We start from the raw sequence: 15,175 nt of genomic DNA on the forward strand, positions 1-15,175 counted from the left end.
CGTGAGCGTCCCGAACCAGGGCCCGGCCGCCACCGCGCCGGCCGAGACCCCCGACCTGCCCGACGCCGACGCGCACAGCGCCGACGCCGTGCTCGAGCCCACCGACGAGACCGCCGCCGACCCGATCCCCGTCGGTCAGGTCCCCGCCGATGCTGCCTCCGGCAACGGCCGGGCGGCCGCGGCCGGCGGCACGGACCTGCTCGTCCGTGAGGGCGACGTCGCCGGCGACTACCTCGAGCGGCTGCTCGACATCCTCGACGTGGACGGCGACATCGACCTCGACGTCGAGGGCGACCGTGCCTCGGTGGCCATCGTCGGCGGCGACCTCGACGACCTGGTGGGGTCCGACGGCGCGGTGCTCGAGGCGCTGCAGGAGCTCACCCGCCTCGCCGTCGCCCAGGCCACGGGTGTCCGCAGCCGGCTGATGCTCGACGTCGGCGGCTACCGCGCCCGCCGCCGCGCCGACCTGACCTCCATGGCCGGCGAGGCCGCCCGCCGGGTGGCCGGCAGCGGCCAGGCCGAGCGGCTGGCGCCGATGAACCCCTTCGAGCGCAAGGTCGTCCACGACGTCATCGCCGGCGTCGCGGGGGTCCGCAGCGAGTCGGAGGGCGAGGAGCCGCACCGGCGCGTCGTGGTCCTGCCGGAGCGGTGAGCGACACTCCCGTCCCGTCTGCCCCACCCGCCCCGGAGGTCGCGGCCTCGGTCTTCGGGGACGGGCTGCCCGGCGCCGAGCGCTACGTCGCCCGGCTCGCCTCCGACGGCGTCACCCGCGGGCTGATCGGCCCGCGGGAGGTCCCGCGGCTGTGGGAGCGGCACGTGCTCAACAGCGCCGCCGTCGCCGAGGCGGTGCCCGAGGGCGCCCGGGTGGTCGACGTCGGCAGCGGGGCCGGCCTGCCGGGGATCCCGTTGGCGCTGGCCCGTCCCGACCTCCGGATGACGCTGGTCGAGCCCATGGCCCGGCGGGTCGAGTTCCTCGAGGAGGTCGTCGGCGAGCTCGGCGCCGCGTGGCGGGTGGTCCGCGGCCGCGCCGAGGAGCGCTCGGTCGTCACCGCGGTGGGGCCGGTCGACGTCGTCACCGCCCGGGCCGTGGCCGCGCTCCCGCGACTCGTGGGCTGGTGCCGCGGGCTGCTGCGCCCCGGAGCCCAGCTGGTGGCCCTCGTCGGCGCCCGCGCCCTGGAGGAGCTGCCGGCACTCGTGCCGGACCTCGAGGCCGCCGGGATGCGCGACGTGCACCCACGGGCTGTCGGCGCCGGGCTGGGGGAGGCTGCCACTACCGTGGTGGTGATGACGCGGGGCCGAGCGTGAGCCCCCGTCGGACGGCAACGGCGTTCCACGTGGAACGCGCACAGGTACCCGTCCCGTTCCACGTGAAACGGGACGGCAGGGAGGACCCGCGATGACCGACCCGGGCCAGCGGCTGCGCAGCAGTCTCGCGGCCGACTCGTCGGCCGGCTCCGGCGCGGAGTTCGACAGCCCCATCGCGATGGAGGCGCTGCGGGCCACCCGGGTGCTGCACGCCGCCGACCAGGAGCCGTTCCCGGCCCCCGGCCGCATCCGGGTCATCACCGTCGCCAACCAGAAGGGCGGCGTCGGGAAGACCACCTCGACGGTCAACCTCGGGGTGGCGCTCGCGCTCTACGGCCTGCGGGCGCTGGTCATCGACCTCGACCCGCAGGGCAACACGAGCACGGCCCTCGGCGTCGAGCACACGGTGGGGACGCCGTCCATCTACGACGCCCTGGTCGGGGACAGCTCGCTGTCCGACGTCGTCCACCCGACGACGGCGAGCCCGAACCTGCGCTGCGTCCCGGCGACGATCGACCTGGCCGGCGCGGAGATCGAGCTCGTCTCCGTCGTCGCGCGCGAGTACCGGCTGCGCCGGGCGATCGAGGGACACGTCGCCGCCCTGCCCGAGGACCAGCGGCCGCACTACGTGCTCATCGACTGCCCGCCGTCGCTGGGGCTGCTCACGCTCAACGCCCTCGTGGCCGGCGACGAGGTGCTCATCCCGATCCAGTGCGAGTACTACGCGCTGGAGGGCCTGGGGCAGCTCCTCAACAACATCGAGCTGGTGCGCGCGCACCTCAACCCCGGGATCGCCGTCCGCACCATCCTGCTGACGATGTACGACGGCCGGACCCGGCTCGCCGACCAGGTCGCCGAGGAGGTCCGCAGCCACTTCGGCGACCTGGTGCTGCGGACGGTCATCCCGCGCAACGTCCGGGTGTCGGAGGCGCCGGGCTACGGCCAGTCGGTGCTCACCTACGACCCGGGGTCCCGGGGGTCGACCAGCTACGTCGAGGCCGCCCGCGAGCTCGCGGAGCGGGGGGTGGGCCTGGCGCCGCTTCCCGACGGCCGGCCGATGGGCGCGCCGCCTCCCCCGCCGCCCACGGCGCCGATGCCGGCGGTCCGCACCGGTGCCCACCGGGCGGCCGAGACCTCCACCGGTCCCGACGCCGCCGTCCTGCCCGTTCCCACCACCGTCGACGAGGAGACCCGATGAGCAAGCGTGGCGGCCTCGGCCGGGGGCTCGCGGCGCTGATCCCCACCAGCGCCCCGCCGGTCGAGCAGCCGACGCTGCCCGAGACCGACGGCGACGGCCCGGTACGCGCCACCGAGGCTGCTGGGGCTGCTGGGACGGCCCCGGCGTCGGTGACGCTGCTGCCGCCGGCCGCCCAGGTCGCCGCGACGGTCGCCGCGCAGGCCGAAGCGGCCGGTGTGGCGGCGGTCGGCGTCCCCGGCGCGCAGCTGCGGGAGGTCGCCGTCACCGACGTCGTCCCCAACCCCCGCCAGCCGCGGCAGGTGTTCGACGACGAGGCGCTGGAGGAGCTCACCTACTCGGTGCGCGAGTTCGGCCTGCTGCAGCCGATCGTCGTCCGCGAGCGCGGGGAGGGCGGCTACGAGCTCATCATGGGCGAGCGCCGGCTGCGGGCCGCCCGCGCCGCGGAGCTCGAGACGGTGCCGGCCATCGTCCGGGACACCGAGGACGACGCCCTCCTGCGCGACGCGCTGCTGGAGAACATCCACCGCGTCCAGCTCAACCCGCTGGAGGAGGCGGCGGCCTACCAGCAGCTGCTCGAGGAGTTCGGCGCCACCCACGAGGAGCTGGCCCAGCGGATCGGGCGCAGCCGCTCGCAGGTCACCAACACCATCCGGTTGCTCAAGCTGCCGGTGAAGGTGCAGACCCGGGTCGCCGCCGGGGTCATCTCCGCCGGGCACGCCCGGGCGCTGCTGGGCCTCGACGACGCCGAGGCGCAGGAGGCCCTGGCCGCGCGCATCGTCGCCGAGGGGCTGTCGGTGCGGGCCACCGAGGAGGCCGTCGCGCTGACCGCGGCCGAGCAGCCGGCCGCGCGCCGCCGCAGCCGCCGCATCAGCGCGCCCGGCGTCGAGGACCTCGCCGGCCGGCTGTCCGACGTCTTCGAGACGAAGGTGAAGATCCAGATCGGCCGGGCCAAGGGACGCATCGTCGTCGAGTTCGGATCGGTGGACGACCTGCAGCGCATCATCGGCCAGATGGCGCCGGACGTCACCGCCCGCCGGGACGAGCCGGACGGCGCCTGACCCACGCCGGAGCCCGGGTTCCGTCACGGACGGAACCCGGGCTCTCCGTAGGGTGGGTCAGGCGGGACGGGCCCGGCGGGTGAGCAGCCGGGCGAGGACCTCACCCAGGTCGTGACCGGCGGCCTCGACGGCCATGGGGAACATCGAGGTCTCGGTCAGTCCCGGGGAGACGTTCACCTCGAGGAAGTGCACCTCGCCGTCGGGCGTGACGATCGCGTCGGTGCGGGACAGGTCGGCCAGGCCCAGCGCCTCGTGCACCCGCACCGCGACCTCGGCCGCGCGGGCGGCGACGTCGTCGGAGAGCCGCGCCGGCGCGTGGTACTCGGTGAGACCGGGCGTGTAGCGGGCGGTGTAGTCGAAGACGCCGGACTCCGGCTCGATCTCCACCGCCGGCAGCGCCACGGGACCCTCCCCCAGGTCGATCACCGACAGGGCGAGCTCCACGCCGTCGACGAACCGCTCGACCAGCACCGTGTCGCCGTAGGCGAAGCAGCTGACCATCGCGGCGGGCAGGTCCTCGACCCGGCTGACCTTCTGCGCGCCCAGCGCCGAGCCGCCCGAGGCCGGCTTGACCATCAGCGGCAGACCCAGCCGGGCGACGATGAGGTCGAGCACGGCACCGGCGCCGAGCTCGCGGAAGGTGCTGTGCGGCAGCGCCACCCAGTCCGGCGTCGTCACGCCGGCGGTGCGCACGACCGACTTGGCGGCCGGCTTGTCCCAGGCCAGCCGGCAGGCCGCGGCCGGGGAGCCGACGTAGGGGACGCCGGCCAGGTCCAGGACCGCGCGCAGGGCGCCGTCCTCACCGGTGGCGCCGTGCAGGGCCACGAAGACCGCGTCGGCCGGCGCGGCGGCCAGACCCGGCAGCAGCTCGGCGTCGGCGTCGCGCAGCTCGGCGTCCACGCCGACGCGGGCGAGCTCCTCGACCACCTGGGTGCCCGAGGACAGGCTGACCTCGCGCTCGAAGGTCAGTCCCCCGGCCAGGACGACGGCGCGCAGGGGCGTCTCCTCGGGGGACCGGTCGGCGACCGGGGAGGGAGCAGGCTCGGTCACGGGCGTCAGTCCTCGATCCGGTCGCTGGTGGCGGGGCCGACGACGGTCCCGGCAGTGGTGCCGTCGGATCGGCCGACCGCCCGGAAGGTGCCGGTGTCGACCGCGTCGAAGGTCGAGTGCAGGTCGAGCTCGGCCTCGATGACCCGGGCGAGGCGGCGCACGCCCTCGCGGATCTGGTCGGGCTCGGGGTAGCAGTAGGACAGCCGCATGTACTCGCGGCCCGACCCGTCGGCGTAGAAGCCGATGCCCGGCACGTAGGCGACGTGTGCGCCGACCGCGCGCGGCTGCATCAGCTTGCTGTCCAGGCCGTCCGGGAGCTTCAGCCAGACGTAGAAGCCGCCGTCGGGGCGGGTCCAGGTGGTGCCCGGGGGCATGAGCGCCTCGAGGGACTCCAGGGTGGCGTCCCGCCGCTCGCGGTAGAGCTCGGTGAACAGCTTGATCTGCTCGCGCCAGGGCTGGGTGTCCAGGTACCGGGCGACGGCGTACTGGGTGAGCGACGGCGGGCACAGCACCTGCGCCTCGGTGGCCAGCACGAGCTTCTCGCGGACGGCGAGCGGCGCGAGCACCCAGCCCACGCGCAGGCCCGGCGAGAAGGTCTTGGAGAACGAGCCGAGGTAGATGACCCGCTGGTTGTCGCGGGCGCGCAGGGCGCGCATCGGCTCGTGGTCGAAGCCCAGCAGGCCGTAGGGGTTGTCCTCGATGACCAGCAGGTCGTACCGGTCGGCGATGTCGACGATCGCCTGGCGGCGCGGCTCCGACAGCGTCACGCCGGCCGGGTTGTGGAAGTTGGGCACCGTGTAGAGGAACTTCACGCGGTCGCCGTTGGCCCGGCACTCCAGGAGCGCCTGCTCCAGCGCCTCGGGGATCAGGCCGTCGTCGTCCATGGGCACGTGCCGCACGCGGGCCTCGGCGGCCTGGAAGACGCCGAGCGCGCCGACGTAGGACGGTCCCTCGGCGAGGATGACGTCGCCCGGGTCGCAGAAGACGCGGGTGACCAGGTCCAGCCCCTGCTGGGAGCCGACCGTGACCACGACCTCGCTGGGCGAGGCGTCGGTGATGCCCTCGAGCGCCATGACGTCGCAGATCCGCTCGCGCAGCCGGGGGTCGCCCTGGCCCGAGCCGTACTGCAGCGTCTGGGCGCCCATCCCGCTGACCAGCTCACCGATCATCGAGCCGACGGCGTCGAGCGGGAGCGCGGTGACGGCGGGCATGCCGCCGGCCAGCGAGACGACCTCGGGCCGGCTGACGACGGAGAACAGTGCGCGGATCTCCGAGGCCTTCATGCCGTGCGTGCGGGCTGCGTACCGGTCGGCCAGCGGGTCCAGCCGCGGATGGCGGGGCACCACGTGCCCGTGCTGCTGCGGCGGCGTGCGGTGCGGCTGGCCGTGCGACGGCGGGAGAGAGGCCACGGACCGAGTGTAGGGACGGCTCGGGGCCGACCTCCCCGACACGGCGGGATGAGACGGACCCGTCACACCTGGGGCGCCAGGCGCCCCACCGGTCCCACGGGTGAGCCGCCCCGCGAGGCGCTCCGGGGAGTGGGGGCCGGAGGCCTCCGCGACGAGGGGTGGGTCCGGCTCAGCAGACGCCGGGGACGGCTCCTGGCCGCGGTGTCATCGGGACGATGACGGGGCAGGGAGCACGAAGGTGCCGGTGGGTGGGTCGGCGTCGGCGGGCAGGAACAGCCGCTGGACGGCGGCCAGGACGGCCGAGGCCACCGTGCCGCGCAGGCGGGCGTCGAGCAGCAGCAGCCGGTCGACCGGGTGGGACAGGTAGCCGACGTCGAGGCGCACCGCGGGCATCCGGGTCATCCGCAGCAGGTCCCAGGTCTTGGGGTGCCCGCCCAGGTCGAGCATGCCGGTGCGGGCCACCACCTCGCGCCGGGCGAGGTCGGCGAACCGCTCCCCCACCGTCGACGACGTCCCGGAGCCGGTGCCGTAGTGGTAGCTGGCGACCCCGCGGGCGTGCGGGGAGTCGTGGGCGTCCACGTGCAGCGAGACGAACAGGTCGGCGCGGGCGTCGTTGGCGAACGCGGTGCGCTCGGCCGGCGTCGGGTCCTGGTGGCGGCCGCGGGTCAGGTAGACCGTCGCGCCGGCGGCGGCCAGCCGGCCCTCGATCCGGCTGGCGAGGTCGAGCACGAGGTCGGCCTCGGTGGTCTCACCGGCGGCGACGCCGGTGTCCGCGCCGCCGTGCCCGGGGTCGACGACGATGCGCCGGCCGATGAGGTGCGGGCCGCTCTCGACGAACGAGGCGCTCTGCCGCAGCAGCTGGGGACGGCCGCCGGTGACCTTGCGGCCGAGCTGGCGGAGCGCTCGCAGCGTCGCCGGACCGCACGTGCCGTCGGCGGTCAGCCCGTAGTCGCGCTGGAAGGCCTGCAGTCCGGTCTCGGTCTCCCGGCCGAAGATGCCGTCGGCGCGGCCGGCGTCGTAGCCGAGCTCGAGCAGCCGCTCCTGCAGGTTGGTGACGTCGTCGCCGCGCATGGGCCGCACCGGGTCGTGGTGCAGCAGCCGGTCGCCCAGCGACCAGCGTGCCTCCGACAGTGCCCGGTAGGTCTCCTCGCCGACCCGGCCGTCCACCGACAGCCCGCGCACCTGCTGGAAGTGGCGGACGGCGAGCCCCGTGGCGTGGTCGTAGACCCCGTCGGTGCCGGGTTCGAGCAGGCCCAGGCTGCGCAGCGCCGCCTGGACGTCGGCGACGGCGGCTCCGTGGCTGCCCGGACCCAGCGGCTGCATGTCGCTCTCGCTACCCATCGTGTCCCGATTGTGGCCTCTGCGGCCGCTCCCGGCCCAGTCGGGGGGGCACGGTCCTCCCGGAACGGCGAGGGCCCGCCCGTCCTGGTGGACGAGCGGGCCCTCGACGTTCGACCGTCGACCTACAGGTAGTCGGAGAGGTCGGAGAGGATGGCGCCCTTCGGCTTGGCGCCGATGATGCTCTTGACCGGCTTGCCGCCCTGGAAGACGGTCATCGTCGGGATCGACATGACCTGGTAGTCGCGGGCGATCTGCGGGTTCTCGTCGATGTTGAGCTTGGCGATGGTCAGCTTCTCGCCGTGCTCCTTGGCGATCTCCTCGAGCACCGGGGCGACCATCTTGCACGGCCCGCACCACTCGGCCCAGAAGTCGACGAGGACGGGCTTGTCACTGCCCAGCACCTGGTCGGCGAAGGTCGCGTCGGTCACCGTCACGGTGTTGCCTGCCATGGTCGTTCTCCCTGTGTCGCGTTCGAGGTCTGGGGGTGGACCTCCTGGTGGATAACCCGGAGGGGCGGTGCGCTATGCCCGTGCCGTCCTCAGCGCTCGTCGAAGGTCTCGGCGAGCCAGCGCTCGGCGTCGATCGCGGCGGCGGCACCGGTGCCGGCCGACGTGATCGCCTGCCGGTAGACGTGGTCGACCACGTCGCCGCAGGCGAAGACGCCGTCGATGTTGGTGCGGGTGGTGGGGTGCTCGACCTGCACGTAGCCCTCGTCGTCGAGCTTGAGCTGCCCGGCGAACATCTCGCTGCGCGGGTCGTGGCCGATGGCGACGAACAGACCCGAGACGGGGAGCTCCTCGGTGCTGCCGGTGGCGACGTCGGTCAGCTGCACGGCGGAGACGGTCCGGTCGCCGAGGACGTCGGTGACCTGCTTGCCGAGCGCCCAGCGGATCTTCTCGTTGTCCTGCGCGCGCTTCTGCATGATCTTCGAGGCGCGCAGCTCCTCGCGCCGGTGCACCACGGTCACCGTCTTGGCGAAGCGGGTGAGGAAGGTGGCCTCCTCCATCGCCGAGTCGCCGCCGCCGACCACGACGATGTCCTGGTCCCGGAAGAAGAAGCCGTCGCAGGTGGCGCAGGCGGAGACGCCGTGACCGAGCAGGCGCTGCTCGTTGTCCAGGCCGAGGTACCGGTACTTCGAGCCGGTGGCGACGATGACCGCGTGCGCGAGGGTCACCTCGTCGCCGACCTTGACCACCTTGGGCGTGGCCGTGAGGTCGACCTCGGTGACGTCGCGGGCGACCAGCTCGGCGCCGAAGCGCTCGGCCTGCTGGCGCATGTCCATCATCAGCTGGGGGCCCTGGATGCCCTCGGCGAAGCCGGGGAAGTTCTCCACCTCGGTGGTGGTCATCAGGGCGCCGCCGAACTGCGAGCCCTCGAAGACCAGCGGGTGCAGGTTGGCCCGGGCGGCGTAGACGGCCGCGGTGTACCCGGCGGGACCCGATCCGATGATGACCAGGTCACGGACGCCGTCGTGCTCCGCGGGCGGGATCACGGGCGAGCGGACCTCGGTGGTCGTCGCGGGGCCGGGGGTGGGCTGGGGATCGGTCACGCGCGGCACAACGACGCATCGTAGGGCGAGATTCCCGCCGTCAGGCCGCTGACGTGCAGCTCACCCTCAGGAGGCAGGGGTGACGCCGACCTCGGCCAGGGCGCCGGCGAAGCCACCCTCGGCGGGCACCAGGCCGGTGACCCACACCAGCACGTAGCGCGCGGTGACCGGCTCCTCGAAGGCGAGGTCGGTGGTCCCGTCGACGCTGCCGGCGGCGGCGACGGCGAAGGAGTCGAGGTCGCCGTCGGGGGCGTCGCCGGTGCGGACCTCGACGGCGATGCCCGGCGTGGTGGTCGTCAGGGTGACGCCGCCGACCGCCTGCTCGGAGCCGAGGTCGTAGACGATCCCGACGCCGGGCTTGAGGTTGCCGAAGTCGGCCGAGCCCCGGTAGTTCAGCGTCGACCAGGTGCTGGCCGGGTCGCCGTCGTAGGTCGCGGGGACCTCGTCGTCGTTCTCCGGCTCGCCGTCGCCGAAGGGGTCGAACACCGTGGCACCGGTGATGCCCACCAGCGGGCCGGCGGCGGAGGGTGCGGCCTCGTCCTCGGCGGGGGCGGCGCTGCTCGTGCCGGCCGGCGGCGCGGCGCCGGGCCGCTCGTCGACGTCGCCGGCGACCGACAGCAGGTTGGTGCCGACCCACCAGGCCAGCAGCACGACGAGGGCGACCGCGACCAGCAGCAGGCCGCCCATCAGCAGCCGGCGGCGGCCGGGGCTCTCGTCGTCGTCCTCGTCGTAGCCGTCGGCGTCGCCGAAGACGTCGTGGCCGTCGTGGCCGTCGTGGCCGCCGCCGTCGTGGTCGTCGTGCTGGTCGGCGTCGTAGCCGGGCCCGGACGAGGCGGGCGGAAGCACGCGCGCGCGGCCGAGGGGCACCGGCGGCAGCGTGTGCGGGTCGAGCCGCTGCGGGTCGTCGTCGGGGACCTGCGCGACCGCGGGGTCCCGCTCGGACTCCCGGTCGGCGTCGCGGTGGTCGCGCAGCCGGCGCAGCCAGCCGCTGTCGCTCTCGTCGCGGCCGCGGACCGGGACGGAGGCGTGCGACCGCGGGCGCTCGGCGAGCAGGGCGGCCATCGCGGCGGCGCTGGCCAGCCGGGCGCCGGGCTCGGTGGAGCGGGCGCGGCGGACCAGCGCGGCCAGGTCGGGCGCCCCGATGACCGGCGGGCGGCCGGGGGCGCCGTCGGGACCGGGGACGCCGGCCTGCCGGCCGGTGAGGCAGTACTCGAGCAGCGCGCCGAGCGCCGCGATGTCCTCCTGGACGGAGCCCGTGGCCGCGGGGACGGCGCGCAGGCCGACCAGCCCGTTGGGCCGCAGGACGACGGTCTCGGGGCTCAGCCCGCCGACGGGGAGGCCGACCCGGTGCGCCTCGGCGATGCCCTCGGCCAGCCGGCGCAGGACCGTGCGGGCCTCCCGCTCGCCCATCGGCCCGGACTCCAGCCGCTCGGCGAGGGTCTGCCCCTCGATCCACTCGTTGACGACGTAGGCGACGCCGCTCTCGCCGCCGGTGCCCTCCGAGGCGTCGTAGACCATCGCCAGCGCGGGGGTCGCCAGCCCGCCGGCGGTGAGCGCCCGGGCGATCCAGCCGCGCGCCGCGGGGCCACCGGGCACGTGCACGCGGATGGCGACGTCGCGGTTGAGGATCCGGTCCTTGGCGCGCCAGCAGTGGATGACACCGGTGTCGGTGCGTTCCTCGGGGCCGACCTGGTCCAGCGGGCGGTACCGGTCGGGGAGGCCGGTGATCGTGGCCGTCATGGACGCGTCCGTCCCCCTGTCCTCTCTCCCCGGCGGCGCGCTGCCCCGGGAACGGCGCCCGTGCCCGCGGGTCCGCCGCTCACCCGCGGCCCAGCCGCGCGCGGACGGCGGCGAGGGGTGCCCGGAGCTCCGGGATGCGGGCGAGCACGAACCCGGCGAGGGTCGTGACGCCGACGACCACGGTACCGACCAACAGGGTCCCGAGCGAGCCCGCCAGCGACGGGCCCAGCGCGTCGTCGGTCACGCGGACGACGACCCAGCCCAGACCGGCGGCGACGGCGGCGGCCACCACCATGCGCAGCACCGGGCCGAGCGCCCCGCCACCCCGCTCGCCGGTGAGGTGCCGCCGGAGCGCGAGGTGCCCGAGCACCCAGCCGGCGAGGTAGGTGAGGCTCGTGGCCAGCATCAGCCCGGCGACGACGTGCCGGGGCTCGACCAGCACCGGGACCAGCAGCAGCAGCGGGACCCGCACCACGACCATGCCGATCTGGATCAGCGTCGGCGTCCGGGCGTCCTTCATGGCGTAGAAGACCCGCAGCTGCAGGAGCGTGACCGCCATCGGCAGCAGGCCGAAGGCGCCGACGGCCAGTGCCTCGCCGATGCCCCGGGCGTCCTCGACCGAGGTGTTGCCGCGGGCGAAGGCCACGATCCCCAGCGCCGGGCCGACGACCGTCAGCGCGGCGGCCACCGGCAGCAGCCCGAGCGCGGACAGCCGGGTCCCGAGCGCGAGGTCCTGGACGACGCCGGGGACGTCGTGCCGGGCGGCGGCGCGGCTCATCCGCGGCACGAGAGCGGTGAGCAGCGCGACGCCGATGATCCCGTAGGGCATCTGGAAGAGCAGGCTGCCGTAGGCGAACGCGCTCGAGCCCAGTCCGCCCTCGCGGGTGGCGGCGTTGGCCACGCGGGTGGCCACGATGACGCCGATCTGGCTGACCGCCACGTACAGGACCACCCACAGGCCCAGCCCGCCGGCCTCGCGCAGGCCGGTCTGGCGCAGGCTCCAGCGGGGCCGCAGCGGGACGCCGGCCCGGTGCAGCAGCGGCACGAGCACCAGCGCCTGGACGGCGATGCCGAGCAGCGTGCCGCCGCCGAGCAGCCAGACCTGGCCGGGGGTGACGGTGGCCGGGTCGAGGCTGCCGGGCCCGCTGGCCATCACGAACAGCACGCCGGTGGCGATGACCACGACGTTGTTGAGCACCGGCGCCCACGCCGGCGGGCCGAAGACGCCGCGGCTGTTGAGGATCGCCTGCGCCAGCGCCCCGACGCCGTAGAAGACGATCTCCACCAGCAGGATCCGGGCCAGCCAGTTGGCCAGCCGGACCTGCTCGGGATCGCCCTGGATGCCGTACAGGGCGGTGAGCAGCGGCGCCACCGCGACGGCGACGACCGTGACCACCACGAGCCCGGCGATCGCCACCGTGGACAGCCGCTGCGCGTAGCCGACGCCGCCGTCGCGGTCACGCTCCTGGGCGTGCACCAGCAGCGGCACGATGACCGAGGTCAGGACGCCGCCGAGCAGCAGCTCGTAGACGATGTTGGGCAGCGTGTTGGCGGTGTTGTAGGCGTCGTTGACCAGCCCGACACCCAGCGCCGCGGCCAGCACCATCGTGCGCATCAGGCCGGTCACGCGGGAGACCAGCGTGGCCACCGCCATCGTCCCGGCGGCGCGCAGGATCCCGCGGCTGCCGCCCGGGGCGCCCTCGCGCTCCTGCGCCTCCTCCTCGGTCTCCCCCTCCGGTGCCTGCGGGACCGGCGGCAGCTGCAGGATCGGGATGACCTGCGTCTCGTCGGCGGGGATGAACCGGCGCCGGACCGGCGGGGGCACCGGCGGCAGCGGCCGGGGCGCCGGCCGGGCGGCCGCCGCCGGGGGGACGGCGGGGGGCGCGGCGGGGGTCGCGGCAGGGCTCGCAGCAGGGGTCGCCGCGGGGCCCGCGACGGGAGCCGCCGCGGGGGTGGCGGGCGGCCGCGGCCGCGCCGGGGGCGGGACCGGCGGCATGGGACGGCGCGGGGCCGCACCCGTGAGGTCCGAGCCGGGGGGCGGGGCCACCGGGTACGGCGGCGGGGGCAGCGGCCGCGAGCGCTCGCGGGCCGGCCGCGCCGGGGAGTCCCCCGACGACACCGCCGGGGGCACCGGCGGCAGCGGGCGCTGCACCGGGTCGCGGGCGGGTGCGTCCTCGTCGCTGCGCGGGCGGCCGGTCACACCGGGCTCCGGCTGGGCGGCCACGCGGCGCCGGCCCCGTCGGGGAGCTCCTCCTCGGTCCGCCCGCGGCGGCGCAGGAAGAGGATCCCGCGGCGGAGGAAGAGCAGCCCGAGCAGGACGGCCGCGCCGATGGTGATCGACAGCGAGATCGTCCCGTAGGCGGTGCTGCGGACCTGGATGGCGACGTCGTCGCCGAGGGCCCCGCCGCCGGGGGTGGTCAGGCTGGCGGTGACGGCGAAGCGCCCCGACTGGCGGACCTGGGTGGGGACCTCCAGCGTCGTGCGCTGGCCGGGGGCCAGCTCCTGCGCGCTGAGGTCGCCGATGGTCAGCCCCACGTTGTCCCGGGTGCGCACCTGAGGCAGCACCCGGACGGCGAAGGGCAGGTCGTTCTGGACGGTCAGCACCAGCGGCGCGTCGCTGGAGGCCAGGCTGTACGTCCCGTCGGCCGGCGCCACCAGGGTCACCCGCCCCCGCAGTCCGCCGACGGTGTCGCGGACGTCCTGCGCGGCGGCCAGGAAGCCGGCCGGGTCGTCCCGCCAGGCCGCCGAGGCCGCCCGGGCCAGCGCGGCGTCGGAGGAGGCGAGGGCCGTCGCCGGGTCCTCGCCGACGACGGCGCCGGCCAGGTCGTCGCGCAGACCGCCGGCGGCGGCGAGCTCGCCGAGGCCGGCCGGGTCGAGCACCGCGGCGCCGGCCTGCTCCAGCGGCGTGCCGGCGTCGGCGACCGGGCCGGCGGCCAGGTCGGTCAGCGAGGCCGGGCGCAGGCCGGGCAGTGCGGTGTCGGCGATCATCGCGGCGACCGCCTCGGGATCGGGGTCGACGCCGCGCGCGGGGGCGACCAGCACGCTCTGGCCCGCGGGGTCGGTCCCCGCCTGCTGCGAGACCAGCACCAGCTCGGCGACGTAGCGCTGCTCGGCGATCCGCGGCCCGCCCACGGCGGTGTCCGCGGTGCCGACGACGGAGGACAGCCCGGCGTCGGCCACCAGCGCCTCGACCGGCCCGTCGTCGGCGGGCACGCTCGCCCGTGCGGCGGCGGTGCCGTCCGGGACGCCGAGCACGGCGTCGCCATCGCTCAGCGCGCTCGAGGCGAGCACCACCCGCTCGACGCCGCCGGCGCGCAGGGTGGCCAGGGTGTCCGGGCGCAGGGCCCCGCCGGGCGCCCAGGCGAGGTCGGTCCGCGGTGCGACCCCGAGGACGTCGGCGAGCAGCGCGGCGCCGGCCGGTCCGGGTGAGGCGTCGGTGGCGGTGGGCCGCGTGCCGGAGGCATCGGGATCCCCGTCGGTGCCGTCCGCGCCGTCGCTCCCGGTGGGCTCGCCGGTCGGTGCGCCGGGCAGCGTGCGGGTGAGCGCGGCTCCCAGACCGGTGGCCTGCAGCGCGTCGGCGTCGACGTCGCCGTAGGGCAGTGCGACGACGGGGTGGTCGGCGGCCGCGGCCCGCAGCCGCTCCAACCACGCGCCGGCGGCCGTGGTGCCGGTGCCCGCGTCCTGCTCGCCGGCCACGGCGTAGGGGCCCTCGGCCATGACCGAGAGCTCCTCGACCAGCGCCGGGTCGACGGCCAGGGTCACCGGGGCGACCGGGGTCGGTGCGGGGGCGCCGGGCGCGAGCACCGCCGGCAGCCGCTCGACCACGGCCAGCGCACGGTCGAGCCGGCCGCCCTCGGCCACCTCGGCGGCCAGCCCGTCGTCGGTGAAGTCGCCGGCGGCGTCACGGTGACTGCGCTCGGTCAGGGGCCACAGCCAGGCGACGGAGGTCGCCGCGGCCGGCGGCGCGGTCTGCTGCACCAGGTGGGTGCGGACCTCCCCCACCCGGCGCTGCTCGCCGTCGTCGCCGGTGCCGTTGAGGTTGAGCAGCAGCGGATAGACGCCGTCGCCGCCCAGGCCCAGGTCGGCGGTGGTCGCGGTGACGGTGAACGGGAGGGTGGCCCCGGGAGCGAGCGGTCCGGGCAGCGGCAGGAACGGCGTGCTGACCGCGGTGACGGGGTCGGTGTCGGCGTCGGCGGCGAGCAGGTCGGCCCGGGTGGTGACGACTCCGCCGCGCTGCAGCCGGACGCCGAGGTCGCTCAGCGTCTCGCTGCCGGTGTTGGTGAGGGTGCCGGCCAGGGTCACCGTGCCGCCGGGGGCGACGGTGCGCGGGTCGAGGCGGGTGAGGTCGACGACGACCGGGCGCTCGGCGGCCGGTGCGGGCGCGGCCGGTGCCGCCGCCGCGGGGGAGAGTTCCGGGGCGAGGGCGGGTGCGGCGGCCAGCGGGAGGGCCAGCAGCGCCGCCGTCAGGACGCGGGTCACCGTCCTCCCGCGCCGGCCGGCCCCGGGGCGCGGGGGACTCTGCCTC

Annotated in this window: 12 protein-coding genes; 4 read left to right on the forward strand and 8 right to left on the reverse strand. The window is 76.1% G+C overall.

Annotation, left to right across the window (positions count from 1 at the left end):
• Window position 1: 1 nt before the first annotated feature.
• From HLV61_RS16670 to HLV61_RS16685, 4 genes are all read left to right on the forward strand, one after another.
• Window positions 2-652 (forward strand): Jag family protein, encoded by a 651-nt coding sequence (locus HLV61_RS16670; RefSeq protein ID WP_369257395.1) that lies wholly within the window; start codon window positions 2-4, stop codon window positions 650-652.
• On the forward strand, window positions 649-1,305 hold the full coding sequence (gene rsmG, locus HLV61_RS16675) for a 16S rRNA (guanine(527)-N(7))-methyltransferase RsmG (RefSeq protein WP_369257397.1): 657 nt from the start codon (window positions 649-651) through the stop codon (window positions 1,303-1,305). The genes HLV61_RS16670 and rsmG overlap by 4 nt, the downstream gene beginning before the upstream one ends.
• A 91-nt stretch (window positions 1,306-1,396) precedes the next feature.
• The gene (locus tag HLV61_RS16680; RefSeq protein WP_369257399.1) at window positions 1,397-2,503 is read left to right on the forward strand and encodes a ParA family protein; all 1,107 of its coding nucleotides are present in this window, start codon (window positions 1,397-1,399) and stop codon (window positions 2,501-2,503) included.
• A complete protein-coding gene (locus tag HLV61_RS16685) occupies window positions 2,500-3,561 on the forward strand; it encodes a ParB/RepB/Spo0J family partition protein (RefSeq protein ID WP_369257401.1) in 1,062 nt (353 codons plus the stop codon). Before HLV61_RS16680 ends, HLV61_RS16685 begins: the two co-directional genes overlap by 4 nt.
• A gap of 57 nt (window positions 3,562-3,618) precedes the next feature.
• Here HLV61_RS16685 and HLV61_RS16690 read toward each other — a convergent pair whose 3' ends face one another.
• From HLV61_RS16690 to HLV61_RS16725, 8 genes are all read right to left on the reverse strand, one after another.
• Window positions 3,619-4,611, reverse strand: a complete 993-nt coding sequence (locus HLV61_RS16690) for a D-alanine--D-alanine ligase family protein (RefSeq protein ID WP_369257403.1) — start codon at window positions 4,609-4,611, stop codon at window positions 3,619-3,621.
• Between the two features lie 5 nt (window positions 4,612-4,616).
• Window positions 4,617-6,020 (reverse strand): aminotransferase-like domain-containing protein, encoded by a 1,404-nt coding sequence (locus tag HLV61_RS16695; protein WP_369257405.1) that lies wholly within the window; start codon window positions 6,018-6,020, stop codon window positions 4,617-4,619.
• 204 nt (window positions 6,021-6,224) lie between these two features.
• Complete coding sequence (locus tag HLV61_RS16700) at window positions 6,225-7,361, reverse strand: N-acetylmuramoyl-L-alanine amidase (protein WP_369257407.1); 1,137 nt, start codon at window positions 7,359-7,361, stop codon at window positions 6,225-6,227.
• 122 nt (window positions 7,362-7,483) lie between these two features.
• Window positions 7,484-7,810, reverse strand: a complete 327-nt coding sequence (trxA, locus tag HLV61_RS16705) for a thioredoxin (RefSeq protein ID WP_093583016.1) — start codon at window positions 7,808-7,810, stop codon at window positions 7,484-7,486.
• A gap of 89 nt (window positions 7,811-7,899) precedes the next feature.
• On the reverse strand, window positions 7,900-8,910 hold the full coding sequence (trxB, locus tag HLV61_RS16710; protein WP_440284920.1) for a thioredoxin-disulfide reductase: 1,011 nt from the start codon (window positions 8,908-8,910) through the stop codon (window positions 7,900-7,902).
• A gap of 66 nt (window positions 8,911-8,976) precedes the next feature.
• The gene (locus tag HLV61_RS16715; RefSeq protein ID WP_369257410.1) at window positions 8,977-10,650 is read right to left on the reverse strand and encodes a protein kinase family protein; all 1,674 of its coding nucleotides are present in this window, start codon (window positions 10,648-10,650) and stop codon (window positions 8,977-8,979) included.
• Window positions 10,651-10,729: 79 nt separating this feature from the next.
• Entirely contained in the window at window positions 10,730-12,850 is a 2,121-nt protein-coding gene (gene murJ, locus HLV61_RS16720) for a murein biosynthesis integral membrane protein MurJ (protein ID WP_369257411.1), read from the reverse strand.
• On the reverse strand, window positions 12,847-15,129 hold the full coding sequence (locus HLV61_RS16725) for a DUF6049 family protein (protein ID WP_369257413.1): 2,283 nt from the start codon (window positions 15,127-15,129) through the stop codon (window positions 12,847-12,849). The genes murJ and HLV61_RS16725 overlap by 4 nt, the downstream gene beginning before the upstream one ends.
• Window positions 15,130-15,175 lie beyond the last annotated feature (46 nt).

Origin of the sequence: Geodermatophilus amargosae, from assembly GCF_041028265.1 — a bacterium.
Taxonomy (GTDB): Bacteria; Actinomycetota; Actinomycetes; order Mycobacteriales; family Geodermatophilaceae; genus Geodermatophilus; species Geodermatophilus amargosae_A.

Bases quoted from the DNA above. Each gene is read 5' to 3' on its own strand.
- HLV61_RS16680 (WP_369257399.1), top strand. From the start codon at position 1,397: ATGACCGACCCGGGCCAGCGGCTGCGCAGCAGTCTCGCGGCCGACTCG.
- HLV61_RS16685 (WP_369257401.1), top strand. From the start codon at position 2,500: ATGAGCAAGCGTGGCGGCCTCGGCCGGGGGCTCGCGGCGCTGATCCCC.
- HLV61_RS16700 (WP_369257407.1), bottom strand. From the start codon at position 7,361: ATGGGTAGCGAGAGCGACATGCAGCCGCTGGGTCCGGGCAGCCACGGA.
- trxA (WP_093583016.1), bottom strand. From the start codon at position 7,810: ATGGCAGGCAACACCGTGACGGTGACCGACGCGACCTTCGCCGACCAG.
- HLV61_RS16715 (WP_369257410.1), bottom strand. From the start codon at position 10,650: ATGACGGCCACGATCACCGGCCTCCCCGACCGGTACCGCCCGCTGGAC.